The 24,715-nt window shown below is 45.0% G+C and carries 22 protein-coding genes; 2 read left to right on the forward strand and 20 right to left on the reverse strand.

The annotated features are described in order from the left end of the window. Nucleotides 1–62: 62 nt before the first annotated feature. From M1E03_RS20060 to blaP, 20 genes are all read right to left on the reverse strand, one after another. Nucleotides 63–1,235 (reverse strand): DUF4885 domain-containing protein, encoded by a 1,173-nt coding sequence (locus M1E03_RS20060; RefSeq protein WP_026580472.1) that lies wholly within the window; start codon nucleotides 1,233–1,235, stop codon nucleotides 63–65. 150 nt (nucleotides 1,236–1,385) lie between these two features. Further along, on the reverse strand, nucleotides 1,386–2,459 hold the full coding sequence (locus M1E03_RS20065; protein ID WP_020450009.1) for a DUF3900 domain-containing protein: 1,074 nt from the start codon (nucleotides 2,457–2,459) through the stop codon (nucleotides 1,386–1,388). A 96-nt stretch (nucleotides 2,460–2,555) separates the two neighbouring features. Beyond that, nucleotides 2,556–3,254, reverse strand: a complete 699-nt coding sequence (locus tag M1E03_RS20070; protein ID WP_023857763.1) for an ABC transporter permease — start codon at nucleotides 3,252–3,254, stop codon at nucleotides 2,556–2,558. 15 nt (nucleotides 3,255–3,269) lie between these two features. After that, entirely contained in the window at nucleotides 3,270–3,953 is a 684-nt protein-coding gene (locus M1E03_RS20075) for an ABC transporter permease (protein WP_026580469.1), read from the reverse strand. Between the two features lie 14 nt (nucleotides 3,954–3,967). Then, complete coding sequence (locus tag M1E03_RS20080; RefSeq protein ID WP_095292799.1) at nucleotides 3,968–4,891, reverse strand: ABC transporter ATP-binding protein; 924 nt, start codon at nucleotides 4,889–4,891, stop codon at nucleotides 3,968–3,970. Nucleotides 4,892–4,985: 94 nt separating this feature from the next. Then, complete coding sequence (locus M1E03_RS20085; protein ID WP_145929792.1) at nucleotides 4,986–5,921, reverse strand: HAMP domain-containing histidine kinase; 936 nt, start codon at nucleotides 5,919–5,921, stop codon at nucleotides 4,986–4,988. A 1-nt stretch (nucleotide 5,922) separates the two neighbouring features. Then, nucleotides 5,923–6,600, reverse strand: a complete 678-nt coding sequence (locus M1E03_RS20090) for a response regulator transcription factor (RefSeq protein WP_095292866.1) — start codon at nucleotides 6,598–6,600, stop codon at nucleotides 5,923–5,925. A gap of 252 nt (nucleotides 6,601–6,852) precedes the next feature. Further along, on the reverse strand, nucleotides 6,853–7,206 hold the full coding sequence (locus M1E03_RS20095; RefSeq protein ID WP_145929791.1) for a hypothetical protein: 354 nt from the start codon (nucleotides 7,204–7,206) through the stop codon (nucleotides 6,853–6,855). 15 nt (nucleotides 7,207–7,221) lie between these two features. After that, the gene (locus M1E03_RS20100; protein WP_458110581.1) at nucleotides 7,222–9,138 is read right to left on the reverse strand and encodes a DUF6792 domain-containing protein; all 1,917 of its coding nucleotides are present in this window, start codon (nucleotides 9,136–9,138) and stop codon (nucleotides 7,222–7,224) included. 1 nt (nucleotide 9,139) lies between these two features. Next, the gene (locus M1E03_RS20105; RefSeq protein WP_458110582.1) at nucleotides 9,140–9,850 is read right to left on the reverse strand and encodes a lipoprotein YvcA; all 711 of its coding nucleotides are present in this window, start codon (nucleotides 9,848–9,850) and stop codon (nucleotides 9,140–9,142) included. A gap of 311 nt (nucleotides 9,851–10,161) precedes the next feature. Then, nucleotides 10,162–11,688: a galactarate dehydratase gene (gene garD, locus M1E03_RS20110; RefSeq protein WP_033155080.1), complete on the reverse strand. Its 1,527-nt coding sequence runs from the start codon at nucleotides 11,686–11,688 to the stop codon at nucleotides 10,162–10,164. An 88-nt stretch (nucleotides 11,689–11,776) separates the two neighbouring features. Further along, nucleotides 11,777–12,478, reverse strand: a complete 702-nt coding sequence (locus M1E03_RS20115) for a FadR/GntR family transcriptional regulator (RefSeq protein ID WP_154495802.1) — start codon at nucleotides 12,476–12,478, stop codon at nucleotides 11,777–11,779. A 106-nt stretch (nucleotides 12,479–12,584) separates the two neighbouring features. After that, the gene (gudD, locus tag M1E03_RS20120; RefSeq protein WP_224146499.1) at nucleotides 12,585–13,952 is read right to left on the reverse strand and encodes a glucarate dehydratase; all 1,368 of its coding nucleotides are present in this window, start codon (nucleotides 13,950–13,952) and stop codon (nucleotides 12,585–12,587) included. A 37-nt stretch (nucleotides 13,953–13,989) separates the two neighbouring features. Next, nucleotides 13,990–15,366 (reverse strand): MFS transporter, encoded by a 1,377-nt coding sequence (locus M1E03_RS20125; protein ID WP_035337354.1) that lies wholly within the window; start codon nucleotides 15,364–15,366, stop codon nucleotides 13,990–13,992. Nucleotides 15,367–15,406: 40 nt separating this feature from the next. Further along, nucleotides 15,407–16,873: an alpha-ketoglutaric semialdehyde dehydrogenase GucD gene (gucD, locus tag M1E03_RS20130; RefSeq protein ID WP_023857758.1), complete on the reverse strand. Its 1,467-nt coding sequence runs from the start codon at nucleotides 16,871–16,873 to the stop codon at nucleotides 15,407–15,409. A 20-nt stretch (nucleotides 16,874–16,893) separates the two neighbouring features. Beyond that, nucleotides 16,894–17,820, reverse strand: a complete 927-nt coding sequence (gene kdgD, locus M1E03_RS20135; RefSeq protein ID WP_458110583.1) for a 5-dehydro-4-deoxyglucarate dehydratase — start codon at nucleotides 17,818–17,820, stop codon at nucleotides 16,894–16,896. Between the two features lie 193 nt (nucleotides 17,821–18,013). Beyond that, the gene (tatC, locus tag M1E03_RS20140; protein ID WP_458110584.1) at nucleotides 18,014–18,748 is read right to left on the reverse strand and encodes a twin-arginine translocase subunit TatC; all 735 of its coding nucleotides are present in this window, start codon (nucleotides 18,746–18,748) and stop codon (nucleotides 18,014–18,016) included. A 75-nt stretch (nucleotides 18,749–18,823) separates the two neighbouring features. Further along, on the reverse strand, nucleotides 18,824–19,036 hold the full coding sequence (locus M1E03_RS20145; protein WP_020449994.1) for a twin-arginine translocase TatA/TatE family subunit: 213 nt from the start codon (nucleotides 19,034–19,036) through the stop codon (nucleotides 18,824–18,826). Between the two features lie 21 nt (nucleotides 19,037–19,057). Then, on the reverse strand, nucleotides 19,058–20,809 hold the full coding sequence (locus tag M1E03_RS20150) for an alkaline phosphatase D family protein (protein ID WP_143261176.1): 1,752 nt from the start codon (nucleotides 20,807–20,809) through the stop codon (nucleotides 19,058–19,060). A 342-nt stretch (nucleotides 20,810–21,151) separates the two neighbouring features. After that, complete coding sequence (gene blaP, locus M1E03_RS20155) at nucleotides 21,152–22,075, reverse strand: class A beta-lactamase BlaP (protein WP_224146501.1); 924 nt, start codon at nucleotides 22,073–22,075, stop codon at nucleotides 21,152–21,154. Between the two features lie 364 nt (nucleotides 22,076–22,439). Here blaP and M1E03_RS20160 point away from each other — a divergent pair, with 364 nt between their 5' ends. Together M1E03_RS20160 and M1E03_RS20165 are read left to right on the forward strand one after the other, a co-directional pair. Continuing rightward, nucleotides 22,440–22,826 carry a BlaI/MecI/CopY family transcriptional regulator gene (locus M1E03_RS20160; protein WP_020449991.1) on the forward strand — a complete coding sequence of 129 codons (387 nt, stop codon included), beginning with the start codon at nucleotides 22,440–22,442 and terminating at the stop codon, nucleotides 22,824–22,826. A gap of 1 nt (nucleotide 22,827) precedes the next feature. Further along, nucleotides 22,828–24,633 carry a BlaR1 family beta-lactam sensor/signal transducer gene (locus M1E03_RS20165; RefSeq protein WP_075212974.1) on the forward strand — a complete coding sequence of 602 codons (1,806 nt, stop codon included), beginning with the start codon at nucleotides 22,828–22,830 and terminating at the stop codon, nucleotides 24,631–24,633. Nucleotides 24,634–24,715 lie beyond the last annotated feature (82 nt).

Below are 24,715 nucleotides of genomic sequence, written 5' to 3' on the forward strand. Positions count from 1 at the left end.
ACGCAAAATTCAATTATTAAGAAAATCAACCTGATAGAGGAAACCCATATGTTCCTGCCTAACTAATAATTAACACCCGTTCGGCGCTTTAATTCTCTTAGCCAAGCCGTATCCCCGGTTCCATAGCTTTTCTTTTGCCCTGTATCCCGCAAAGATCCGTTGCTGTAGTCAATAGATAAGATAAAATCCGGAACAGAATCATATCCGGCTTCTGCAAGTCTGTTCAGCTCTGCTCCATAATGAGCGATTGCGAAATGAGCCGTTTTCTTTTGGACAGGGTCCTTCTCCAGCTCTTCTTTATACACATCTAACAAATCACGGCCGTCAGGTGTTACATATCGGCCATCAACCACTTCCAAGTCCTTCAGGTGATAGCCTGTCACCTCATATATCTCGCGAACCGTGTGATATTTTTGCTGCGCTTCTTTGGAATATTGGGCTGAATCGCTGCTCAAGCTTTTCATGATATGCAGAAATAACTGTTTGCTGTTTTCTCCTGATTGCAATATATGTTCAAGTTGATGGATGAGCTGCTCATCATCTGTTCCGCTCACTTTTACTTGATAATCAATCGGTGAAATTGTAAAGGTGAGCGCCGTATCCGCAGGAATGGCAATATGATATTGATCCAGCAGCGCTTGAAGCTGTTTGTTGACTTGGCTGCGCTGATATATTTTCTCATTCTCCGCCTCTACTTCCCCATTAAAATTCACATTTCGAAACGCGGCATCCTGCATATTATAGTTTTGCGCTTTTCCTTTGAACAGCCACTCAGTTTCATTGTCATATGCAGCTTGTCTTTCTGCTGCCGACAGGTCATTTCTGAAATAAGGGGAATTGGAATTTTTGTATTTATCCTTAATATAGCCTAAAGGATCAGGTTTCGTTTTGTTCATTGCATTGATTTTGCTGTATTTTTCATCTAAGATTTTTTTCCTGATATCACTTTCTGACTCATAGGGGTTTTGGGCATTGATCTTCGTTTCTTCCACAGTTTGATCATTTGCTGCTTCGTATGCCCGCCTGAAAGCTTCGGCATGATTCACAATACTGTCCTTTGAGTAGTTCAGCTTACTCAAACTTTCCTTCGATGGTCTTCCCGCTTGACTGCTGGCCTTCTTCGCAAAGGCAGTGATATCGGAAGAGACATTTTTTACAGTTGGATCAGCCGCATTCCTTTTCAACATATTCTGAATCATCAGCTGTGTACGGATGTATTGACTATTGAGACGCATTGGGTACCTCTCCTCAATTCTTTCTATAATCCCTATATCGGCTTGATTATGTTTATATTAACCTTATTAAACAGTAATTTACATAGCACCCTCATCAATTTGGATGAAAAATCAAAAGGCATCCGAAAAAACGGATGCCTTTCCTTATTTCTAATCTTCCCTATCACTTTTATTCCGTATCCGCTCAATCACCTCATGCAGTCCCTCAGGTTTATAAAATTCCACCGGAGAACTGCCCTTTTCAAAGGAAATCGTCTCGGCTTCTATCAGCGCGACATAGCGCCCGTTTACCTTGGCAAGGTGGATCGAATCTCCGAATTCAGCCAGCAGTCCTTTAATCTCGGTTGCTCCCAGCTTCATTTTCAGCTCTGCCTCAGGCATATGCTCAACGATCTGGGCGGAGGCTTCGATGACTTGATGGGTGTCGAGGCGTTCCTGAATCTCCCGCTTTTCGCTCGCTTCCCAGATTTCGAGATCATGTTCAAATTGCTGGAGTTCTTCGCTTTTGTCTTCAAATGCTTCGTACACATGCTCCTGCACCATGTTCATCACTTGGGACTTCATGATTTCCGGCATCGACTCGCCGTACTCGACGAATTTTAAGAAGTCTTCAAAGTAGCGGGCGTGCGAGGCCTGGTGGATTTTCACTTCGCTTTCCTCTGTCATGCCCTCTTCAGGCATGTGCGGATACTGGATCGATTTCATGTTTTTCGTCGTGATCGCCATTTCGACCTTGCGGATCAGCGATGATTCATCGGCGATCGAAGCGACCTTCGGTTCAAAGTCGCACTTCATGACAAAGACAAATGTATCATCGAAGTATTTGCGCGGTACGGCTGTCGCCACCAAAAAAACGCCTCCCCTGACGGCGCTCGTGTCGAGGTATGTGCGGACGAACTGTTCGCTCAGCTCATTGAATTCTTCCTTTGTCTCCGCCAGTTTTGTTTTGTGAAACAGATTGTAGTTCGGATTAGAATCAAGCTCATGCCCCGGTTCTGTGATGAAGCGGCCGATTTTCGTCGGCACCTGCTCTGATTTCGGATGGCGTTCGGCTTTCCGCTTCACGATTTTTTTCAATTCCCCGTCTAAGAAATCCTTCAGTTCGCTGGTTTCAAATTCCTCTGTATCCAGCGTCTGAAAATGTTTATATTGCTTGTTGGCCTGCTCATCCTTGCCGTCGACCTGAATGACGTAAAAAGAAATATAGCGAATTTCAAATTCCATGACATGTTCACCCGTTTTCCTTGTTGTTTCAGTTCTTCAAGTATAGGTAAATGCCTGGAATCCGTCAATTTGCACCTTCACTATATAATTGATCCATTATAATACATCTTCCCGGTCAATTTTTCGGATCGACCAAAACGCAATAACAATCCCGATTACAGCCAATGAAACAGGAATATAAATAATAGATGCAATTGAGAATCCAGGACTTTGCTGACCGATCAGCGCAATCAAAATGCAGGATGTCACAATAGTGGCAGGAACGGATTGTTTGCGCATCCCAAAGTATAATGGAATAAAACTCAACCCTGTCGAAGAAGCAGCGTAAATGAGCATACTGCCAATCTCATTTCCAATGGCTTGCAGCGTCAGTTTTTCCGGGCTGAATTGATAGATATCATTGAGCTGCGAGAAAATAAACGCAAGAATCAGTTCGGACACGATCATTGTCAAGAAGGTCAATCCGCCGGTGAGCAGCAGTTTTGCGGCGATCAGTTTTTTTCGGCTGACCGGATATGTAAACATGACCGTGATGGTTCTGTTTTTATACTCTCCGATGATCAGTTTGGCAATTAGCACGCCTGCAAAGACAATAAACACAGACCTTACAAAAGTTCCGAGAAGCAGCAGCGTGGATCCCGCGTCAGCCATCGCCATTTGGTCTTGAGTAAGATTTTTTTCCTCCGATCCGATCAGGCATAAAAAACCCAGTATACATAGATTTGCAATCACTGCACCTTTGTAATACCACCCTAGTTTCGTTTTTTTAAACTCCAATTTAATTAAATTCAGCATTGAACTTCAACTCCGTTAAAATACATCTATTTTTTCGATCCGCCTTACTGCCAAAAAGGAAAAAATCAGACCGACAGCGGCCAGAGATAAAGGAATATAAACAATTGAAGAAATGGAAAAGTCCGGGCTTGTGGAACTGATCAACATGCTGATCACGACAGACGAAATGATCGTTGCCGCAGCGGAGTGCTTCCGCATTCCGAAAAAGATGGGCACTAAACTCGTTCCTGCGGCGCCAAAAGCAAAAACGATCATTTTCAGAGCCTGCTGAGAAACCATAGAAGCTGTTAATTCGCCGGGGATGACCCCATAGATTGAATTCAGCAGAAAAAAAGCAGCGGCAACGCATGCATTTGATATCAATATCGTAATGAAAGTCAGCCCGGCTGCGATCAGCAGTTTAGCAGCCAGCAGTTTTTTTCGGTTGATCGGGTACGTAAACATCACAAGTATTGTCTTGTTTTTAAACTCTGAAATGATTAATTTTGAAATCAGCACGGCTCCGAAAATGATAAAAACCGCTCTGACGAAAGTGCCGATCACAAGAAATGTTTCATCAATCGTTTGGAACGTATCCTTGCCTTCTGTGAAGGTCACCATCCACAGAAAACCGAGGATGATGAAATTGGCAAAGGCGGCTCCGCGTACATACCAGCCAAGCTTCATCTTTTTCATTTCGATTTTCAATAAATTCAGCAAGTGTCTCCGCCTCCTTATGCGCTGGCCGCATTGCCGTTGATTAAGCTGAGGAAGTAGTCCTCAAGCGAAGTATGCTTTTTATTCATGGACTCAATTTCTATATCATTCAAAATCAGAGCTTTAGAAATGGCTGTTTGAGAAGCTTCGGCATCATAAATTCGGATCGTTTTATCATTTAGTATTTTAAAATTAGCAATCTGAAGCTCATGTTCAAGCACAAAGCAAGCCCGCAATTGATTCGGGGTCACGAGTTCAATGTACTCTGTGTTCCGGCCTCTTACGCTTTCCATCGATACTTCTTCAACAAGCCTGCCGTCCCGAATCACTCCGATTGTATCTGCAATCTGCTCTACTTCGTTCAGGATATGGCTTGAGATGAGCAATGTCATTCCATATTCTTTGCTCAATACTTGAAATAAGTTTCTGATTTCTTTAATCCCGATGGGATCAAGGCCATTAATCGGTTCATCTAAGATGAGCAAGTCGGGTTTGGTAAGAATGGCACGCGCGATTCCAAGACGCTGCTTCATACCAAGCGAGAATGTTTTTACAGGTTTGCTGTCGATATTTTTTAAATTCACCATGTCCAGCACTTCCTGAATCTTGGCTTTATTGTGATATCCCATATACTCACAGTGCAGATTTAAATTTTCATTGGCTGTCAGATTTTCATAAAAAATCGGGTATTCGATCATGCTGCCTATTTTGCCGAGAATCTCGTATGATTGATTTGTCAGCTTATGCCCGAGAATATTGATTTCCCCGCTTGTCGGTTTTACGAGGCTCGTCAGCATCTTCATGACGGTCGTTTTCCCGGCTCCGTTCGGGCCGAGAAAACCGTATATTTCTCCCTTTCGTATATGCATGCTTACATTTGACACAACTTCTTGACCTTTGAATGTCTTGGTAAGCCCGCTTGTTTGTACGATGTAAGTCAACTCTGTTTCCCCTTTCCTGTCTTTCTTATGTGTCTATTGTAGCGATGGACGCTGTCTTTTTTATTTCTTGTTTCTTAAGAAATTCTTACGTTTGCTAATAGGTCATTCGTTTTAGCGTGATGGAAAACGCTGTCCGTTCATACGGCTTGCTTTGGAGAGAGATGTCCCCTCCCATTTTCCCAATGAGCCTTTTTGTAATTGTTAAGCCGAGCCCGCTTCCCTGGAACGCTTTATTTCTCGATTCCTCAAGGGTGTACAGCCTTTCGAACACCCGCTGCTGATCATACTCGCCAATCCCTTTCCCACGGTCCCAAACCGTAATAACAATCTGCGTGTCATCATATGTAAGGGACAATCCGATCAGCTTTCCATCTGCACCATATTGAATCGCATTTGATAAAAGGTTTTGCAGAACCCGGTCAAGCGCTTCTTCATTTCCGTGTGCATAAACCGGGGTATCCGGGATGTCGATGACAGCTTTAAAACCTTTTGCCTGAACGGCATCATAGTGTTGGAGAATGTTTTTTCTGCATATTTCGTTGATATGTATTTTCGTGAGCAGTATTTGCTTATCTTCTGATTCGAGTTTGGCCAAGTCGAAGAAAGAATTCATCAGCTGAATGATTTCTCCTGTTTTTTGATAAAGTTTTTCCAGCAGCCTTTCACGCTCTTCTTCCGCCATATCCGAGTTATTTTGAATCGCCTCGATATATCCGAGCACAACAGTCAGCGGGGTTTTCAGATCATGGGACATATTGGTCAGCATTCGTTTCATTGACTGCTCCGTTTTTGCAAAGCGGGCTGTTATGCGTTGACGCTCCTCAACAAACAGGTTCATTTGCACGAGCAGATCCCGCAGTACTTTATCATCCGTTCCTAATAAAATTTGATCAGCCGCCTGCTCATTTAGCATCATACTGAGCTTTTCCGTGATGTACTTCAAGTTTTGGTCCCGCTGTTTTTTCATTTTATATTGAACGATATTGAGAGACGCCAAAATCATCAGCATGCCAATCCATAACATTGTCATGCTAAAACTCTCCTAATTTATAACCGATGCCCCAAAGCGTTTTAATATATTGCGGAGAGGAAGGATCATCCTCTATCTTTTCCCTCAAGCGCCTCATATGGACGTTAATAATATTTTGATCGCCAAAATAATCCTCATTCCAAACCGAACGATAGATTTGTTCTTTTGTGAATACTTTTTTAGGGTTTGTCACAAACAAGGTCAGCATCTTCCATTCCGTTGATGTCAGCTGAAGCGGTTCACCATTTTTTTGTACGGATACATTTTCTATATCAATCGTAAGCTTGTGAATACGTAGTTTTTGATTTGCCGGCTCACTGGCGGAATACTGCGTTGCGCGCCGAATGGCGGCTTTTATTCTTGCGGTCAGTTCGATCATCGAAAACGGCTTGGCAATATAATCATCCGCACCAAAACCCAGCCCCAGCGCTTTATCGACATCCCCGTCTTTTGCAGAAATCATTAAAACCGGGACCTTGCTCTGTTCACGGATCAATTTCAGAAAATCCATCCCGTTCAGTTTAGGAAGCATGATGTCGAGCAGAATCACATCATAATTGCCCTGCTGAAACAAGCGAACGCCCTCTTCTCCGTCAAAAGCAAGCACGACCTCAAACCCTTCTTTTGTTAAATAATGATCGACCATTTCACTGATCGAATGATCATCTTCAATAAGCAATATGCGCTGCATCTTGTTCACCTATCCTTTTCAACATAAAAACACACGTGCAAGTACACTCATTGTAATTGAAAAACGTGTGTTTTTTACAAAAATTATTTATATTTCTAGTTGAATCCTCTTGTAGCTTCCGGATCTATTGACGGATACCAATCTACTTTCCCACTAACACGGATCAAGTCACAGGCGCGGGGTTGTACAAACACAAGTCATTGGAACAAAAAAATGACCTCTGATGTCAGGGGTCATCTTTTATTGATCAAGGGGCTTATTCTTTTTATAGTAAAGTGTTACGTTTTGCTTCCGCAAAGTTTCAATCATGTCATGATAACTGTTTGCAAACTGCTCGTTGTCTGATTTCATCCGGGTGATGACGGTTTTGCGGTTTTCACTTTTGTGATCTAATTCTTCTTTAATTTTCGTGATCATCATACCTTTTTGCCCTTCGATTTCGCTTTTTAGCACTTTATCAAATTCTTTCAGTTCTTTTAAAACGCTTTTCAGCGGCGCGTTCAGCCGGGCCGCTTTATCCTTTGCTGAAATACTGCTTAAAAACATATATGTCGCTGAAACTGTTTCAGTTTCCTCCAATAACGGTTTTATCATCTTAATCCCCCTCCCCTATGCCTTAAAATCAAACAGCGCCGAAATTTGCTCATCTTCATCGAACAATTTTTCAATGCTGGCGCGAATGCTTTTTACAAATTTCTTTTTGCTGGAGGTTTGTTTTTTTAATTCGCTGACGACGCCGTCGCACTGAGGAAGCGGGGCCGTGTGGTACGAGTCGTGGACGACGATTTTATTCAGCTTTCCGTTTGATCCGGCGAAGCCTGAGGCGAGCTTGAACTGAATGTCGAATTGGTAGCGGGAAGGATTGGCTTCCATGTCATGAATGGCTTTTGTCAACTCAGATTTTTTAATTGCGAAATGATCGTGGATTTCATGGTGGAAAACACGTTGGTAGCGTTCAATTTCAGCCTCAATCTTTGAAATGGCAGCCATCCCCGCCTGGTAAATCCTGATGGCAGATGACAGATTGACCTTTATCTCTTTTCCGTCCTTGCCTTTCTTAGAAAAATAGATGTCTCCTCCTTTGTAGCTGATGCCTTTCTTTTTGGATAGGGCGTTTAGAAGCGGGGTGATGCTGTGGCCTTCGCCAATAAGATTGAGAAGGTCTTTTGTGTCTTGATCCAGTTTGCCTAAGGCTTCTTCCAATGCTTTATAAGTTGAATAAAATTCGATTAAATTTTTCATTAGTGATTGAGAGAGTTGTCTATTATTTAGAGTAAATATGACAGTCTTCCAGTCGACAAGAAATTTGATCTTTTCATATAAAACGTCAAGCCTTCCTGTCAGTCGCTCTACTTCGGCAATGTCTTTTTGAATGGTCTTTTTTTTCGCTTCATCAATATAACCGTTTGCTTCAAGCTGATTGAGAACAGGGCCGCTGTAGGCCTTGACTTTCGCAAAAAATGCTTTAAACTCTGGCAGCTTTTTATCAAGTGCACCCACCATATTCAAGAGGCGGGCCGGATGTTTCAAGCAATATGCTATTTGCTGAGCTGTACCCTCTTCATTCATTATTCCGTTTAAAAAATCCATATCTACGCCGATTGCTTCCATAGCAAAACCCTGAATGCCGCCCTTTCGATAATCAGCAGCATATTTTTGAAAGTACCCTTTCAGTTTGCTCACATCTTCATCAGGAATATGATCAATGACACTTCGGAATCCTTTTATATCCGGGTGTGTGTTCGTCATCTTCACATCGCCGAACGTAATAAAATCAGCCTTCCCGCTGACACCGTAGAGCGGATCGTCACTGGAAATGCGCTGGGTGATGTTGGCTGTGACGCCTTTGTCGTTGTAGTATTTGATGATGGCTTTTTTGAGTCTTGGGATTGTTGATAAATCGTTTACTTGATACTTCTTTCTTAGTTCCCTTGCCATTTTCTTATCAATCAACAATAAGTGATCTACACTTATTTGGGCCCCATTTACACCATAAACCTCATCAAATTCACCATTTACTAACTGCACTAAAACTTGGTTATTGTTTGCGAGAGAATGGCCCATAGCATAAGTTTTTAACTCTTTAGAGTTACCGACCTTTCTCTTGGAGGCCCTTGAAAATTCCCTTGTAGCCTTATATTGTCTGTTATCCATTCCCAAAAACAATCCAAAGAAATTATATTTCCAATCTTCATTATCGGCGCTGCCCTCGGAAATAATGTGGAGCTGATCGATATGTTTTGTCTTATCCTTTAGATGAATAGCTGTTCCATCATAGCCTGATTGACTGATTGTTTTATCCTTACTATGTTCTAGAATTTCTTTTGACGTAAAAATCTCTATATTTTCTTTAAGTTCATGATTTGTTTCCTCTTTATAAATTCTGCGGACATCTGCCTCGAAATTATCTTTAGCTTTTTTCACTTCATTTGGATTATTTGAAGCAAACCTATTTTTATAGCTGTATTCCAGGTTTATTATACGAAGTTTCACATTTTCATTTTCAAATATATTTTTAGTTGCCATCCTATTTCTCCTTACCAGTTAAAAATACGATGGATTTGACTAACTTCTTAGCTTTCTTTTCAGCAGAATCAACATCAAGTGAACAAGGTTTAGAACTTTTTAGACAAGTAAAGTCAAATGTAAATTGTATGCCAACATAATTCTGTTTATTTACATAACCAATATAGGAATGAGTCTCATTATTTTTTTGATTTGTATCGTCGTGAACAGTTTTCATATACGCAAAATAAATATCCTTATCTTTTTCCTCGAACTTTTCAAATTGTCCTTTATATCCATTTTCCTCCCTCACTTGTTCTAACATTTCATTTGGATTATTGATGAAAGATTGATTTAGGTAATATTCTACAGAAGCATTAAGAGAAACATTCGTTTTTTCATCGTAGCTATAAAAAGAGATTATCTCTTCATCTTTTCCGAGAGAGGATAAATTGTCATCATATCTCCCATTCTCCGGAAACAACATCGTAAACCCTTTCAGTTTAGACTCAAGCAAATAATAGCCCGGCTCGACTTCCTTTGTTGATGCCATGTATTCTCTTGTTTTCTCATCCTGGAACGCCGGAACCTGCGGGAGGTCTTTCGGGTCCATATTTTTCGGCTTGACCGCTTCTTCTTGATTGCCGTTCTTGCCGTTTTGGCTGTCGTTCATACTGCATCCTCCTGTAAAGATTAGTATTATAGAAAAACACAATATCATCATCTTTTTCATTTTATTAAACCTCCAAGGGCTTTTAAGTTAAGCTGCAAGCACTTCATTTTAATGCGAATGACATGCTTGAAAATGATACTTTTTTATGTTACAACATGGAATAAATTAGATAAATAGGAAATAAGAATCACCACCCTGCAAATCGTATGCCGGCCCTCTGAAAAAACAGGCAGTATGGTTGATGCGCCAAGGCTCCGAAAGGTACTGCGGTTTAGTTTACCAAAGAGGAAATATGAAAAAAGAACCACTTTATACTTCTTGTTAAAAACGAGTTCACAATTAAAAAAGCACCTTATCAAGGTGCTTTTCGATCAAGTCACAGGCGCGGGGTTGAACAAACACAAGTCATTGGAGAGCCCCCAATGTTCCGCCCATGTTTTCCTTCCGCTTGCGACGTTAAGGATCGTCCTGAAAATTTCCCAGCCGACTTCTTCTATTGAAGCTTCACCTGTTGCGATCCGTCCGGCGTTAACGTCGATTAAATCGCGCCAATCTTCTGATAATGACTGCCGGGTTGCCACTTTCATAACCGGAGCCATTTCAAGGCCGTACGGCGTTCCTCTTCCGGTTGTAAATACTTGCAAATGCATGCCCGAAGCCAGTTGCAGGGTGCCGCATACAAAATCGCTTGCAGGTGTCGCTGCAAAAGTGAGTCCCTTCTGTACAGCCCTTTCACCTGGCGCGAGTACGGCATTGATCGGGCTGCTTCCCGATTTCGCGATCGAGCCGAGCGATTTCTCAACCACGTTTGCCAGCCCGCCCCTTTTGTTCCCTGGCGACGGATTGGCGCTTCGGTCTGATTCGCCTCTTTCCAGATAGCGGTCATACCAAGCCATTTCCCGAATCAGGGCGCGGCCGACTTCTTCATTGACAGCGCGCGGTGTTAAGAGATGAACGGCATCGCGGACTTCGGTGACTTCCGAAAATAAAACCGTGGCCCCTGCCCGGACGAGTAAGTCGGCCGCATATCCCGCCGCGGGGTTTGCGGTCACTCCTGAGAAAGCGTCGCTGCCACCGCACTGAAGGCCAATCACCAGGTCTGAAGCGGGACATGTTGTCCGCTTCCGTTCATTCAGCCTTTTTAAGCGCTCTTCGGCCATTTCCATAATCGATTGTATCATTTGCTCAAACCCTCGCCGTTCCTGCAATGAAAGAATGTTTTCAGCGTCTCCTTCCGGCTCTATCCTCGTCGGAAGGAGCTTCTCGCAGCCGAGTCCGATCACCATCGCTTCCCCGCCGAAATTAGGGTGTCTGGCGATATTTTGAATCGTTCGGATCGGGATTTTGGCTTCCGGTGCATTAATCGCCACACCGCAGCCGTACTGATGATTTAATGCAGCGACACCGTCAACGTTCGGATATTTTGGAAGCAGTTCCTCTTTAATTCGTTTAACTGCGTAATCGAGAACGCCTGCGACGCATTGCACGCTTGTCATAATGCCAAGCACGTTTCTCGTGCCGACGCTCCCGTCTTCATTCCGGTATCCTTCAAATGTGTACCCTTCAAGAGGGGGAGCGGGTTTTGGAACTTTGTTGGCGATGGGCAGTTCATCGAGCGGCGGAGCTTCCGGAAGCATGATATGCGACTCGGAAATCCCCCCGCCTTTTTCGATTGGTTTGACGGCATAGCCGATAACCTCACCGTAGCGAATAACGGCTCCGCCCTGTGTAATGTTCGTTAAAGCCACTTTATGACCTTGAGGTATCCGCTCCTGCAGTTTAAGCCCGCAAGGAAACACCGTCCCTTTCGGCAGTCCGCCGGCATTGACGATGATTGCGGTATTGTCTTTTTCGTTCACCTTAATGTACAGCGGGGTTTCAGTTTGATTGACAAGCATAAGTATTGATCAACTCCCCTTTTCGATCAGCGCCTTTCCACAGCCCTTCTCCCGCTGCGGCACATGTTAGAAAGCGCTGTCAAACAACTTAATGATTGTTTTTTTCATCACGAAGACCATTCAGTATTTTGTCACGTACAAATTTTAAGTGCTCATACATATGGTGATAGGCTTGATATGGGTCCCTTTGTTGAAGGGCTTTCAAAATATTCGTATGATATTCGACAGTCCGGTCCCTTTCCCTGTATGGAATCTGGCTGTCGATTTTGGCGTGTGTGATCAAGAGTGATTGAATCATGCCCTCAAGCACCGGGTTGTTCGCGCTCAAAGCGATAATCCGGTGAAATTCTTTATCTGCTTCTCCATAATGATTATCCGTGCTGTTTGCAATGATATCGATCGTTTCCTGCAGCCTTTCGAGCTGACTGTCATTGATCTTTTCTGCGGCGATCGTGACAAGCCCGAGTTCCAGCGCCATCCTCGCTTCAATAATGGCCGGCAAATTATCAACCGCCAAAGCCAGCATGACAGAAAACGGCTGGATGCCAATTTTATCATTAAAATACGTGCCGTCCCGGGTTTTTCTTTTAATAATTCCGAGCGTTTCGAGTGATATTAAAGCTTCGCGGAGAACGGGTCTGCTCACATTCAGCTTTTCCATGAGCTCGATCTCCGTCGGCAGTTTGTCCCCCGGTTTCAATTGGCCGCTTGATAATAAATGGACGATTCGTTCTACAACCTGTTTCGCCAATGTCTTGCGATTGACTGATTCGACCTGCAATGTTTCCATATCTTCTTCCACGACTGTGGGCCCCCTTTCAGTTGTTCATATTGTAAGACAAAATATCGCGTATGACAATGTCGGCTAGGGGCCTCTCAAACCGTTGTTTCCGCAATTAACGAACAAGACAGGGACGTTTAGGGTCGAAACGCCAATTTTCAATCAAAAACTGCATGGCAACGGCATCATTCCGCTCGCCTGCTTTCATTTTCTCATACCGTTCATTTGCTTTTTCCACCTGTTCCATGTCGATTTCAATGCCGAGCCCCGGCTGATCAGGAACTTGGACATATCCGTCAGCAATTGAAAAAGGCTGTTTTGTCAGACGCTGTCCATCCTGCCAAATCCAATGCGTATCAATCGCCGTGATGTCGCCGGGAGCTGCTGCGGCAACGTGGGTGAACATGGCCAATGAGACGTCAAAATGGTTATTGGAGTGAGAACCCCACGTCAGCCCCCATTCATGGCACATTTGGGCAACGCGGACAGATCCCTGCATCGTCCAGAAATGCGGATCTGCCAGCGGTATATCAACAGCGTGCAGTTGTATCGCGTGCCCCATTTGCCGCCAGTCTGTCGCAATCATATTCGTCGCTGTCGGAATGCTTGTCGCACGGCGGAATTCGGCCATGATTTCCCGACCCGAGTATCCGGCTTCCGCTCCGCAAGGGTCTTCCGCGTAGGCGAGCACATCCCGTTTTCCCTTACAAAGCGCAATCGCTTCTTCCAATGACCACGCGCCATTCGGGTCAAGGGTGATTCTCGCCTCGGGAAACCGTTTTGCCAAAGCGGATGCCGCCTCGATTTCTTCTTCTCCCGAAAGGACGCCGCCTTTTAATTTAAAATCATGAAAACCGTATCGTTCTTGAGCTGCTTCAGCAAGACGGACGATCGCCCCGGGTGTCAACGCTTCTTCGCGGCGGAGGCGGAACCAATCGTCACTTGCCTCTTGCTCACTAATATAGGGAAGCGTTGTGCGCTTTCGGTCGCCGATGTAAAACAAATAGCCGAGCATCTTCACTTTTTCCCGCTGCTGGCCTTCCCCCAAGAGCGACGCTACAGGGACGCCGAGAAATTTCCCGAGCAAATCGAGCAAAGCCGCTTCCAATGCGGTCACTGCGTGTATTGTCGTCCGCTGGTCAAAGGTCTGCACCCCGCGTCCTCCGGCATCCCGGTCTTTAAAACGACGCCTGACAGACTGCAAAATCGATTGAACAGCGCCGAGCGGCTGACCGATGACAAGCGGCTTCGCCTGCTCCAGCGTCTGGCGGATCCGTTCGCCGCCCGGAACTTCGCCGACACCGAGAGCGCCTGATGAATCTTTTAAAATCACGATATTCCGTGTGAAAAAGGGGCCGTGAGCTCCGCTTAAATTCAAAAGCATACTGTCGCGCCCTGCCACGGGTATGACCTTCATATCAGCAATTGACGGTGTTTGCGATGCTTGCTCCTCTTTTACATGCTGGTGGATGTTTGTATTCATATCGATTTAGCCTCCCTCTTGTTAAAGCGCTTACATTTCATATGGATAAAGTGGTGTCCGCAGGGTCTTCCTCTTTCTGCAGTTCGATGCGCTTGATCGGCCCGACGAGAAACAGATAACTTAATACCGCGGCAATCGCGTTGGCACCGACAAACACAAGCGCTCCGTTAAATGAGCCTGTCGCATTCACGATATATCCGATGATAATCGGTGTCGTGATGGACGCAATATTTCCAAAGGTGTTGAAGATGCCGCCGCTCAAGCCGGCACACTCCTTTGGCGAGGTATCTGACACAACCGCCCAGCCCAGCGCGCCAAATCCTTTTCCGAAAAAGGCAAGCGACATGATGGAAACGACCAGCCAAGATGAATCTGCATAGTTGCATACGATCATCGAGCAGGACATCAGCATGCCGAGGATGATCGGTGTTTTTCTGGCAACCGTTATCGAGCAGCCCTTTTTCAAAAGGAAGTCTGACACGAACCCGCCCAGCAATCCTCCTAAAAATCCGCAGATTGCAGGAAGCGATGCGACAAAACCCGCTTCAAGGATCGACATGCCGCGTGCCTGAACGAGATAGACCGGAAACCAGGTCAGAAAGAAATAGGTCAACGTTGTGATGCAGTATTGGGCGATATACACCCCGAGCAGCATCCGGCTTCTTAAAAGCTGCTTAATGTAAGGCCATTGGGACTCCTTTTCCTTCTTTTCCGCGTTCTTTCCCTCATCCATCGAGACAAGCGCGCCGCCTTCTTCGATGTACGCCAGTTCGGCGGCATTGATTCTCGGGTGTTTTTTGGGTTCGTAAATCGTTTTCAGCCAAATAAACGACATCGCAATCCCCAGAGCACCCATAATGACAAAAACCGTATGCCAGCTGAATGAGTGGGCGAGCCACCCCATCAGCGGTGAAAAAATGACAAGTGCAAAGTACTGCGCCGAGTTGAAGATCGCCGATGCTGTTCCGCGTTCAGAGCTTGGAAACCAGGAAGCCACCACCCGGCCGTTGCCCGGGAAGGACGGCGCTTCTGACAGACCGACGAGAAACCGGAGCGCAAATAAAAGGATAACGGCCGTTCCCGCGGCGAAAAAGCCAAGCGTTCCCTGCAAAAGGGTAAACAATGACCAAAAGAAGATGCTGGCGGCGATGATGATTTTCGACCCAAAGCGGTCGAGCAGCCAGCCTCCGGGAATTTGGCCGACAACATACGCCCAGCCAAATGCGGAAAAGACATACCCCATCGCCACCGAACTCAGCCCAAGCTCATGCTGCACAGAATCGCCGACGATCGAGAGTGTCGCACGGTCGGCATAATTAATGGATGTGACGAGAAACAGCATAGACACGACAAACCAGCGGACAGAACTTCTTTTCCCCGCGGTATGGGGGGAGGCTGCACGATTTTTTTTCATAGCATCTTCTCCTTTATTCATTTGTACCGAAACGATTGATTTACGGTTTGACAAATACGGTTTTCACAGCTGTAAAAAATTCTTTTGCTGCCTCCCCCTGTTCCCGTGAATGCGAGCTCGATTGTTTAACGCCGCCGAATGGCGCCTGCAGTTCGACACCGGCGCTTTCGGCGTTGACGCGAATGAGCCCCGCTTCAATTTCATCTATGAATGACAGCATCCGGCCGATGTTTTGCGTAAAAATGGAGGCGCTCAGGCCAAATTTGACGTCATTGGCCGTCTCCAAAGCTTCCTCAAGTGTATCCGCCTTGATTAATGCGATGACCGGGCCGAAAATTTCTTCTTGGGCAATCGTCATGCCGGAAGTGACATTGTCAAAAATGGCTGGCCTGATATAATAGCCGTTTTCGTATTTTCCATCTGCCAGCCTATCGCCGCCGAAAATGAGGTCCGCTCCTTCTTGCTTTCCTTTTTCAATATAGGACAGGCAGTTGTCAAGCTGCTGTTTGTTCGCAATCGGTCCCATCCAGACATCTTCTTTTAAGCTGTCGCCGATTGTAATTTCTTTTGTTTGTTGAAGCAGCTTTTCTTTAAACCGGTTATAAACACCGTTTAAGACGATGACGCGGCTTGTCGCCGTACACTTTTGACCCGTCGACCGAAACGCTCCGCTGATGACCGCTTCAACCGCACTATCAAGGTCGGCGTCATCTGCTATGATCACCGGGTTTTTGCCGCCCATCTCAAGCTGATACTTCGCCCCTCTTTCAAACGCCGTCCGGCCGATAATTTTTCCGGTTTGGTTCGACCCTGTAAATGTAATTCCGTTCACATCCGGGTGTTCGGCAAGCCTTTGGCCGGCCGATGATCCCGGCCCTGTCACCGCATTGACCACGCCTGACGGAATCCCTGCTTCTTCAAAGCACGAGATAATTTTAAGGCAGGTGACTGCGGTTTCTGTAGCCGGCTTGATGACGACCGTGTTTCCATAGATGAGGGCAGGCGCCATTTTCCAAATTGGGATGGCAATGGGAAAATTCCAAGGCGAGATGACGCCGACGACACCGAGCGGCACCCTGTCGGTGTACATGAAAGCGGATGTGTCGGTGGAGGGAATCACATCGCCCGTTTTCCGCATTCCCTCTCCGGCATAGTATCTGAGAATCGCGATTCCCCGCGCTGTTTCTCCTTTTGCTTCAGGCAGTGTTTTCCCCATTTCACGCGTCGCACACTCGGCAATTTCATTGAGGCGCTGTTCCATGATATCAGCGGCCTTGTAAAGAAATTGACCGCGCTCCGCTCCCGACAGCTTTCTCCAAGCCTTTTTGGCCTGCTTGGCCGCTTCAACCGCCCGGTCTACATCCGCAATCGAAGATTTTTGCACAAGCCCGACGATATCCCGTGTATCTGCCGGGTTCAAGCTCTGTTCCATCCCGCCCGATTCAGCCTTCACCCAGCGGCCGTTGATAAAGTTAAAATACGTTTTATTTTCAGCTGCAACAGACATCTTCAAATTCCTCCTTTTGTTTATAGGGCAGCGGTCGTTTTCGGATAACGCCCCATCGCGTTTTTCAGAATGTTTTCGAGCTGCCGGCAATGTTCTTTTTCCACCGGAACGATCGGCGGTCTCGCCGTGTTTTTCACATGAAGGCCCATGATTTCCATACCGGCTTTGATCAAAGACACGGCATAGCCCTTCCGAAGTTTGCGGATCTCGTTAATCGGCATGATGACATGCTCATAAATCTCTTTGACAAGCTGGTCGTTGCCGTTTAATAATGCCTCATAAAACATCCTTGAAATATGAGGAATATAATTGGATATCGCCGAAGAATACGACGTGAAGCCAATCGGAGCATAGGCCGGCATCGTGACTTCAGCCATCGGCATTCCGTTGAGCCAGCCCAGCCTGTCTCCTATCGTATACGACAAACTGATATTCAACGCCATATCTCCTATGCCGTCTTTGAGCCCGACAAGCTGCTCGAGATCGGTCAGCCGCTGAATCTGTTCAAGTGTCAAAACCGCATTGTCTCGCTGATAAATGATGGCGTTTAAATCCGTGCTTTCAATGATTGTTTTCGTATACTGATAGAGGCCTTCCTGCTCTCCGTGTATCAAGTATGGCGGGAGAATCAGATAGCCGTCAGCCCCTTTTTCCTCGGAAATCCGCGCCCATTCCAAAGCGGTGCTCAAGTTGCCGCCCACTCCTGTGTAAACAGGCACCTTCCCGCCCGCCGCCGAGACGGCAATTTCGACCATTTGCTCATATTCCTTTGCGCTGAGAGACTGAAATTCTCCTGAGCCGCAAGCGATAAAAACCGCCTCAAGCCCTTCATCCAATAAAAAGCGGATGTTTCCGTAAAGTGCTTCTTCCTCCAGTTTTCCTTCCTTGTTGAAGGGTGCCACCGGGAAACCTAATATGCCTTCCGGCGCCTTCCGTAATTGACTCATCTCCGTCATCCCCCTGTCGTTCATTTCCTGAGAAAGCGTTATCATTCAGTTGAAATGCGATGTTTCTGTTTTAGAAAATCCCTCCATTCATCTTTTTGTTTAATTGTAAGACAAATAAACAAATTGTCAATATCATTATTTTCTGATTTTTTTATATCAAGCAAAAAAAAGAGACTGAAGACACGGTCCGTCTTCAGCCTTGGGCCTCAGCCCCTGGTTGCACAGCGGTTTTTTTCCGGTAAATAAATGCCGATAAAGAGATGCTTAATTCGTATAATACAAGCAGCGGGACGATCACCAACACATCCGAGATAAAATCGGGCGGCGTGATCACAACTGATACGACGATCAGCGCAAAATAAGAAATTTTTCTCATTTTACTGAGCTTGGCCGGATTTAAAATCCCGAGGCTCGTTAAAAACATCACGATGAGGGGCATTTCAAACAAAAACCCGAATGGCAGTGTCAGGTTCATCATAAAGCGAAAATAATGCTCCGCCGTAAACATCGTTTGAAAATGGCCGGCGGATAATCCGATTAAAAACTGAAGAACGAGCGGAAAGAGCACAACATAACCGAATACAATCCCCAAAATAAAAAAAGTGAACAGCCCCGGAATATAAAATAATGCCGCCCTCCGTTCGCGGTCGGTCAGCGCAGGCGCCACAAACCGCCATGTCTGAAAAGCGGCTACCGGTATGGTGGCTGCGATCGCCAGCACCCCCGCAATCATCATATATACCCAAAGAATATCCCCCGGCCCCAGTACAGCAAGCTTTTCATCAAGGTCTCTGATCAGCCAGTCATAAATGTCCTGAACAAACAAAAAGCCGGTGATGAGAAACAGAATAAACGTGAGAAGCGTTTTAATGATTCGCTGGCGCAGCTCTTCAAGATGGGCAATCAAATGTGTTTCCCTTTTTTTCACCTTCGCCTTCCTCCCCTTCACATGCTAAACAGAAAAAAAGAACAGACGGGTTCACCCGCCCGCTCTATTGATCATCTATTTTGCCGATGGATCGCTTTGCTTTTTCACATTAGTCTCTTGTCCGATCTCATTGTCATCGGCAGATACTAAAGACTTTGTCGCACTTTTGAATTCGGTCAGCGTTTTTCCAAAAGCCCGCCCGATTTCCGGAAGCTTTGAAGGCCCGAAAATGATCAGCGCAATTACCAGAACCAGGATGAGACCAGGAATACCGATATTTGAAAGCATTTGTTGTCATCCTTTCATTGATTACTGGGTTACTTTTTTCTCTTTTTGCTTCACTTGCTTCTGATGGGCTCTTGTATGTGCGAGGAAACGGTCTTCTTCGACTTCGTTTGACTTCTTCACGCCTCCAGGCACAATGTTGGAAGCGGTCCGTTTCAGCCCTGTGTAGTCTTTATGATAAACATAGGAAGCTCTTGTCGAAATCGCGGCACCCGGTTCTGTCACATATGGGACCACGCGGTAATCTGTCCGCCATTCTTCCGGTGTGACCGTACAGCGCACATAGCCGCGGTAATCATTGAAAAACTTGATATGAGGATTGTTCGATAAAATCTTATCCGTATCCGCTCTTTTATCAGCGCCGTTTCCTCCAGATGTAATCGACGTCCCGACGAATTCCACACCGAAGATGTCCGATTTTGGATTGTCAAAGTCAACGAGCAGGTTATTTGCCCAGCTGGCATGCACATCACCGGTGAGGACGACGATGTTGTTCAGTTTTTGAGATTTGATGAAGTCGATCACCCGCTTGCGCTGAGCGGGGTATCCATCCCACGAATCCATGCTGTAAATCGGCGCCGCGCTTGTTCCAAAGTTCCATTGCGCAAAGAAAATCTGCTGTGCAATGATGTTCCATTGCGCCCCAGAACGACTCAGGTTGTCAAACAGCCAAGCCTCCTGTTCGGCTCCAAGCAGTGTCCGCTTCGGATCATTCGATTCATCAGAAGGAGGCTTATTGCCATCTCCATTGGCTTGGTCATCGCGATACTGACGGGTATCAAGCACGCTAATGTCCGCCAGATTTCCGTAGGAAAAATTCCGGTACAATTGCATATCAGGACCGTTCGGCAGGGATTTGCGGCGGAGCGGCATATGCTCGTAATAAGCTTGGTATGCGGCGGCGCGCCGTTTAATAAACGCTTCTACTGACTGGCCTTTTTCAGGGATGACATTCGCGTAGTTGTTCTCCACTTCATGGTCGTCCCATGTGACAACCCACGGGAAGGCGGCATGCGCGGCTTTCAAGTTTGCATCTGAACGGTATTGGGCATGGCGGTTTCGGTAATCAAGCAGCGACATGATTTCAGGACCGCTGTGTGTCCTGACATTGCCTGTTTTTGAAACATATTCATTCGGACCGTACTCATAAATATAGTCGCCGAGATGAAACACAAGATCGAGCTTTTCCTTCGCCATATGCTGATAGGCGGTATAATAGCCGTGTTCGTACTGCTGGCATGAAGCAAAAGCGAATGTGAATGTAGCAACATCTGCCCCTGCCGCCGGAAGCGTTTTTGTCTTGCCGACGGGGCTCAGCTGGCTGCCGCATTTAAAGCGGTAATAGTACACATGATTCGGTTTCAGTCCGGATACCTCAGCATGTACCGAATGTGCAAGGTGCGGTGTCGCTTTTTCGGTTCCCCGTTTGACGATACGGCGGAAGCGTTCGTCTTCCGCGATCTCCCATTTCACGGATACAGCTTCATTCGGCATCCCGCCCCCGTTTAGCGGATCGGGCGCCAGCCTTGTCCACAACACGACGCTGTCAGAAAGCGGATCTCCCGATGCTACGCCAAGTGTAAACGGATATTCGGAGAATGTCGGTGCTGCATTGACTTCGATTGCCCCCATCGATTGCGCAATTGCAAGTCCGAGCGAAAGCCCGGCTATTTTGCCGGCCCCTTGAATAAAACGGCGGCGGTCAAACGTATTGTCCTTGAGGCTTTCCTCGCTCAGCTTTTTCATCCATTCCTCCAGCGGTCCTTCATGTGTCATTCGTATTACCCCTCTCTATACAAATGATTGATCGGGTTCTATTATAGGCAGAGTTTATTAACGAACTGTAAAGTATTGTAAACAGGAGGAGAGACGCGGTTGATGGTCCATCAAGTCGCACCGCCAGTAGATGTGTCGAATTTTGTCACAATCCAACCCATTCGCCTATGATTTCGACAAAAACCCGGTCCTTTCCCGCAGACCGATTTTCCCGTTTTTCTTCACATGATCTTTAAAGATAGAAAACAAAAAAAGCCCACACCATTGCCGGACAATGATATGAGCTTGATCACCAAGTGACTTTATGTAAGATGATGTTTTGACGGATTCATCGCAATGTTTTTATTTGCCGTTCATGTTTAAGGCTTTCATTACCACCTTTGTTGCCTCTGCAATAAGTTTATCATCATACTTGGCGTCCTTTTTATCCCTGCTGGATAATACTGCAAGAACGACAGGATCTCCTTTTGGCGGCCAAATGATGGCAATGTCATTCCGGGTTCCATATGATGCCGCTCCAGTTTTATCAGCCACTTCCCAACCGTCCGGCACACCGGCACGGATTAAGGCGTCTCCAGTGGTATTTCGTTTCATCCAATCGATTAAAAGCTTGCGTTTTTCACTTGGAAGTTTATCTTCAAGAGCAAAAGCTCGAAGGCTTGTGACAAGTGCTCTTGCTGTACTGGTATCCTGAGTTTCACCCGGATTCACTTCATTTAACTCTGGTTCGAATCGTTCGGGATTTGTAACCTCATCACCAATCTTCCTCAGTTCCTTTTTCAAACTTTCAGGTCCGCCAATTTGTTTAAGAATGAGATTCTGTGCCGCATTGTCACTATATCGAAGCGAAGCATCCGCAAGCTCTTTGAGCGTCATTCCCGTATCAACGTGCTTTTCCGTAATCGGGTTGTAGTTTACAAGATCATCACGTGTATATGTTATTCTCTGGTTCAGATCTTCTATTGATTTCTGTTGCAAAAGCACGCCTACAGTTAAAGCCTTAATCGTCGAAGCAAAAGCAAAACGCTCATCCGGCCGATACGCTACCGTCCGGTTTGTACCTGTATCCAATGCAAAGATCCCGAGTTTTGCATCAAATTGTTCCTCAAGTTTTGCAAAATCATCTTTCATCTCCGTCTTTTCATTCTTCTCGGCAGGTTGCGAGGCATTCGTTTGATTGTTAGCGCATCCTGCAAGCGCGACGCAAGAGAAAAGCAACACTGCTGCAGCCTTTTTCAGTTTTAAAGTACTGAACCATAATTTCATCAAAATCGTCTCCCTCCGTTTGAATATTTGATTGATCGTAACCAGATGAAGCACTCTTTCCACTATCCCTACAGTGTTATGGCTTGAACGATCACGAAACAATAATTGGTACGTACGATCTTTCAGCCGACTCAAACATCAAATCTTACAAATGTAGTCTTTGAAAGTATTACATATGTAAGATTTAAATGCAACCGTTTTTTCGGAAGGAAATGATGACCTCGTTTCCACCGGGGACAAATGAACGGAGGGAAGTGATGGAATTAAAAATGCAGAAACTGCATGTTCACTCCAGTTAAATTGACTTCTTAAAATGGCAAACCTATAATGAGAGTATTACATTTGTAAGTATAGGATGATTAAAATGAAAAAAATACCTCAAATCTCTGATGCGGAATTAGAAGTGATGAAAGTCATCTGGAAGCATTCTTCGATCAATACCAATGAGGTAATTAAAGAGTTATCCAAAACCAGTACATGGAGCCCTAAAACCATCCAAACCATGCTGCTGCGCCTCATTAAAAAAGGCGCATTAAACCACCATAAAGAAGGACGGGTTTTCGTTTACACACCAAATATAGACGAAAGTGATTATATAGAGGTTAAGAGCCACAGTTTTTTAAACCGGTTTTACAATGGAACTCTTAATTCGATGGTATTAAACTTTTTGGAGAATGATCAGCTGTCAGGTGAAGAAATTAATGAATTGTATCAAATATTAGAAGAACATAAGAACAGAAAGAAGGAATGAAATGAGCAGTTCTTTCTTTATTCCCTTTTTGGTTAGTCAAATTCTATTGTCTCTGTTTTTTTCTATCATCATACTCATTAAAAAACTGCTCAGGACTCAAATCACTGTAGGCACCCACTATTATATTAGCGTGATTTCTCTTTTGGCATTGATCGCTCCTTTTATCCCCTTTCATTTTCTAAAAAGCCATCATTTTGACTGGATTCTGAATTTAGGAGGAGCTCAATCGGCATTATCCCAATCCCACTCCACAGACAAGACGACAGAAGCAATCGGCCAACATGTAAACTGGGTGCAGGACTTTTCGATGTCGATTGAACAATCGTCTTCCAAAATGATAGATTCAGCCTTTTTCGCAGTTTGGATATTGGGCGTTGCCGTTATGCTTTTGGCTACTCTTTATAGCAATCTAAAAATCGGCAAAATAAAAAAGAACCTGCAAATTGTTAACAACAAAGAGCTATTATCCCTTTTTCACACATGTAAAGAGGAAATACGCTTTCATCAAAAAGTCATTTTGGGCCGTTCTCCATTGATAAAATCCCCCATTACATTTGGGGTCATTCGTCCATATATTATCTTGCCAAAAGATATTTCAATGTTTTCAGCCGACGAAATGAAATGTGTTTTGCTTCATGAACTGTACCATTGCAAACGAAAAGATATGCTTATCAACTATTTTCTTTGCCTGTTGAAAATCGTCTATTGGTTTAATCCTCTCGTATGGTATTTATCAAAGGAAGCGAAAACGGAGATGGAGATTTCTTGCGACTTTGCCGTATTAAAAACGCTTGATAAAAAGTTGCACCTCAAATATGGCGAGGTGATTTTAAAATTCACTTCAATTAAGCAAAGAACATCGTCTTTGTTAGCCGCTTCTGAATTCAGCAGCTCATACAAACATATCAAAAGACGGATTGTTACAGTTGTCAACTTTCAGACGGCATCACCTTTGCTAAAGGCGAAAAGCGCCTTAGTGTTCACTCTTGTTCTTGGGGCCATATTAGCCGGTACTCCTTCTGTGTCTATATTGGCCATGCAAAAAGAAACACGCTTTTTACCCGGCACCAATGTAGAATACGAAGATTACAGCACTTTTTTTGATAAATTTTCAGCCTCAGGGGGCTTTGTCCTGTTTAATTCTAATAGGAAAAAGTATACAATATACAATAGGAAAGAAAGCACCTCCAGATTCGCACCTGCTTCCACCTACAAGGTGTTTAGCGCATTGCTCGCACTGGAATCCGGGATCATCACGAAGAACGACTCTCACATGACTTGGGATGGGACTCAATATCCGTATAAAGAATGGAATCAAGACCAGGATTTATTCTCTGCGATGAGCAGCTCCACAACATGGTATTTTCAAAAATTGGACCGGCAAATTGGGGAGGATCATTTACGTCATTATCTCAAATCTATACATTATGGAAATGAGGATTTTTCAGTCCCAGCCGATTATTGGCTGGATGGCTCTCTTCAAATTTCCCCACTTGAACAGGTCAATATATTAAAAAAGTTTTATGATAACGAATTTGATTTTAAACAGTCTAATATTGAAACTGTGAAAGATTCAATACGTTTAGAAGAATCAAATGGCAGGGTTTTATCCGGTAAAACCGGAACCTCGGTAATCAACGGGGAACTCCATGCCGGTTGGTTTATCGGGTATGTAGAAACTGCCGATAATACTTTTTTCTTTGCTGTTCATATTCAAGGTGAAAAACGGGCTGCCGGAAGCTCCGCTGCCGAAATTGCACTTTCCATTTTAGATAAAAAAGGGATTTATCCCTCCGTTTCCCGATAACAGTTTACTTTTTATTCTATGAACATGAATGATGCGCAAATCGATGAATGGTCCTTTCACATTCCTAATAATACGGAACTTG

The sequence above is a fragment of the Bacillus sp. PK6-013 genome (assembly GCF_054161445.1).

Bases quoted from the DNA above. Each gene is read 5' to 3' on its own strand.
- M1E03_RS20060 (WP_026580472.1), bottom strand. From the start codon at position 1,235: ATGCGTCTCAATAGTCAATACATCCGTACACAGCTGATGATTCAGAAT.
- M1E03_RS20150 (WP_143261176.1), bottom strand. From the start codon at position 20,809: ATGACACATGAAGGACCGCTGGAGGAATGGATGAAAAAGCTGAGCGAG.
- garD (WP_033155080.1), bottom strand. From the start codon at position 11,688: ATGCTTGTCAATCAAACTGAAACCCCGCTGTACATTAAGGTGAACGAA.
- M1E03_RS20165 (WP_075212974.1), top strand. From the start codon at position 22,828: ATGAGCAGTTCTTTCTTTATTCCCTTTTTGGTTAGTCAAATTCTATTG.
- M1E03_RS20070 (WP_023857763.1), bottom strand. From the start codon at position 3,254: ATGCTGAATTTAATTAAATTGGAGTTTAAAAAAACGAAACTAGGGTGG.
- M1E03_RS20100 (WP_458110581.1), bottom strand. From the start codon at position 9,138: ATGGCAACTAAAAATATATTTGAAAATGAAAATGTGAAACTTCGTATA.
- blaP (WP_224146501.1), bottom strand. From the start codon at position 22,075: ATGAAATTATGGTTCAGTACTTTAAAACTGAAAAAGGCTGCAGCAGTG.
- M1E03_RS20085 (WP_145929792.1), bottom strand. From the start codon at position 5,921: ATGACAATGTTATGGATTGGCATGCTGATGATTTTGGCGTCTCTCAAT.
- kdgD (WP_458110583.1), bottom strand. From the start codon at position 17,820: ATGAGTCAATTACGGAAGGCGCCGGAAGGCATATTAGGTTTCCCGGTG.
- M1E03_RS20105 (WP_458110582.1), bottom strand. From the start codon at position 9,850: ATGAAAAAGATGATGATATTGTGTTTTTCTATAATACTAATCTTTACA.
- M1E03_RS20125 (WP_035337354.1), bottom strand. From the start codon at position 15,366: ATGAAAAAAAATCGTGCAGCCTCCCCCCATACCGCGGGGAAAAGAAGT.
- gudD (WP_224146499.1), bottom strand. From the start codon at position 13,952: ATGAATACAAACATCCACCAGCATGTAAAAGAGGAGCAAGCATCGCAA.
- M1E03_RS20160 (WP_020449991.1), top strand. From the start codon at position 22,440: ATGAAAAAAATACCTCAAATCTCTGATGCGGAATTAGAAGTGATGAAA.
- M1E03_RS20095 (WP_145929791.1), bottom strand. From the start codon at position 7,206: ATGATAAAACCGTTATTGGAGGAAACTGAAACAGTTTCAGCGACATAT.
- gucD (WP_023857758.1), bottom strand. From the start codon at position 16,873: ATGTCTGTTGCAGCTGAAAATAAAACGTATTTTAACTTTATCAACGGC.
- M1E03_RS20145 (WP_020449994.1), bottom strand. From the start codon at position 19,036: ATGCTTTCAAATATCGGTATTCCTGGTCTCATCCTGGTTCTGGTAATT.
- M1E03_RS20065 (WP_020450009.1), bottom strand. From the start codon at position 2,459: ATGGAATTTGAAATTCGCTATATTTCTTTTTACGTCATTCAGGTCGAC.
- M1E03_RS20115 (WP_154495802.1), bottom strand. From the start codon at position 12,478: ATGGAAACATTGCAGGTCGAATCAGTCAATCGCAAGACATTGGCGAAA.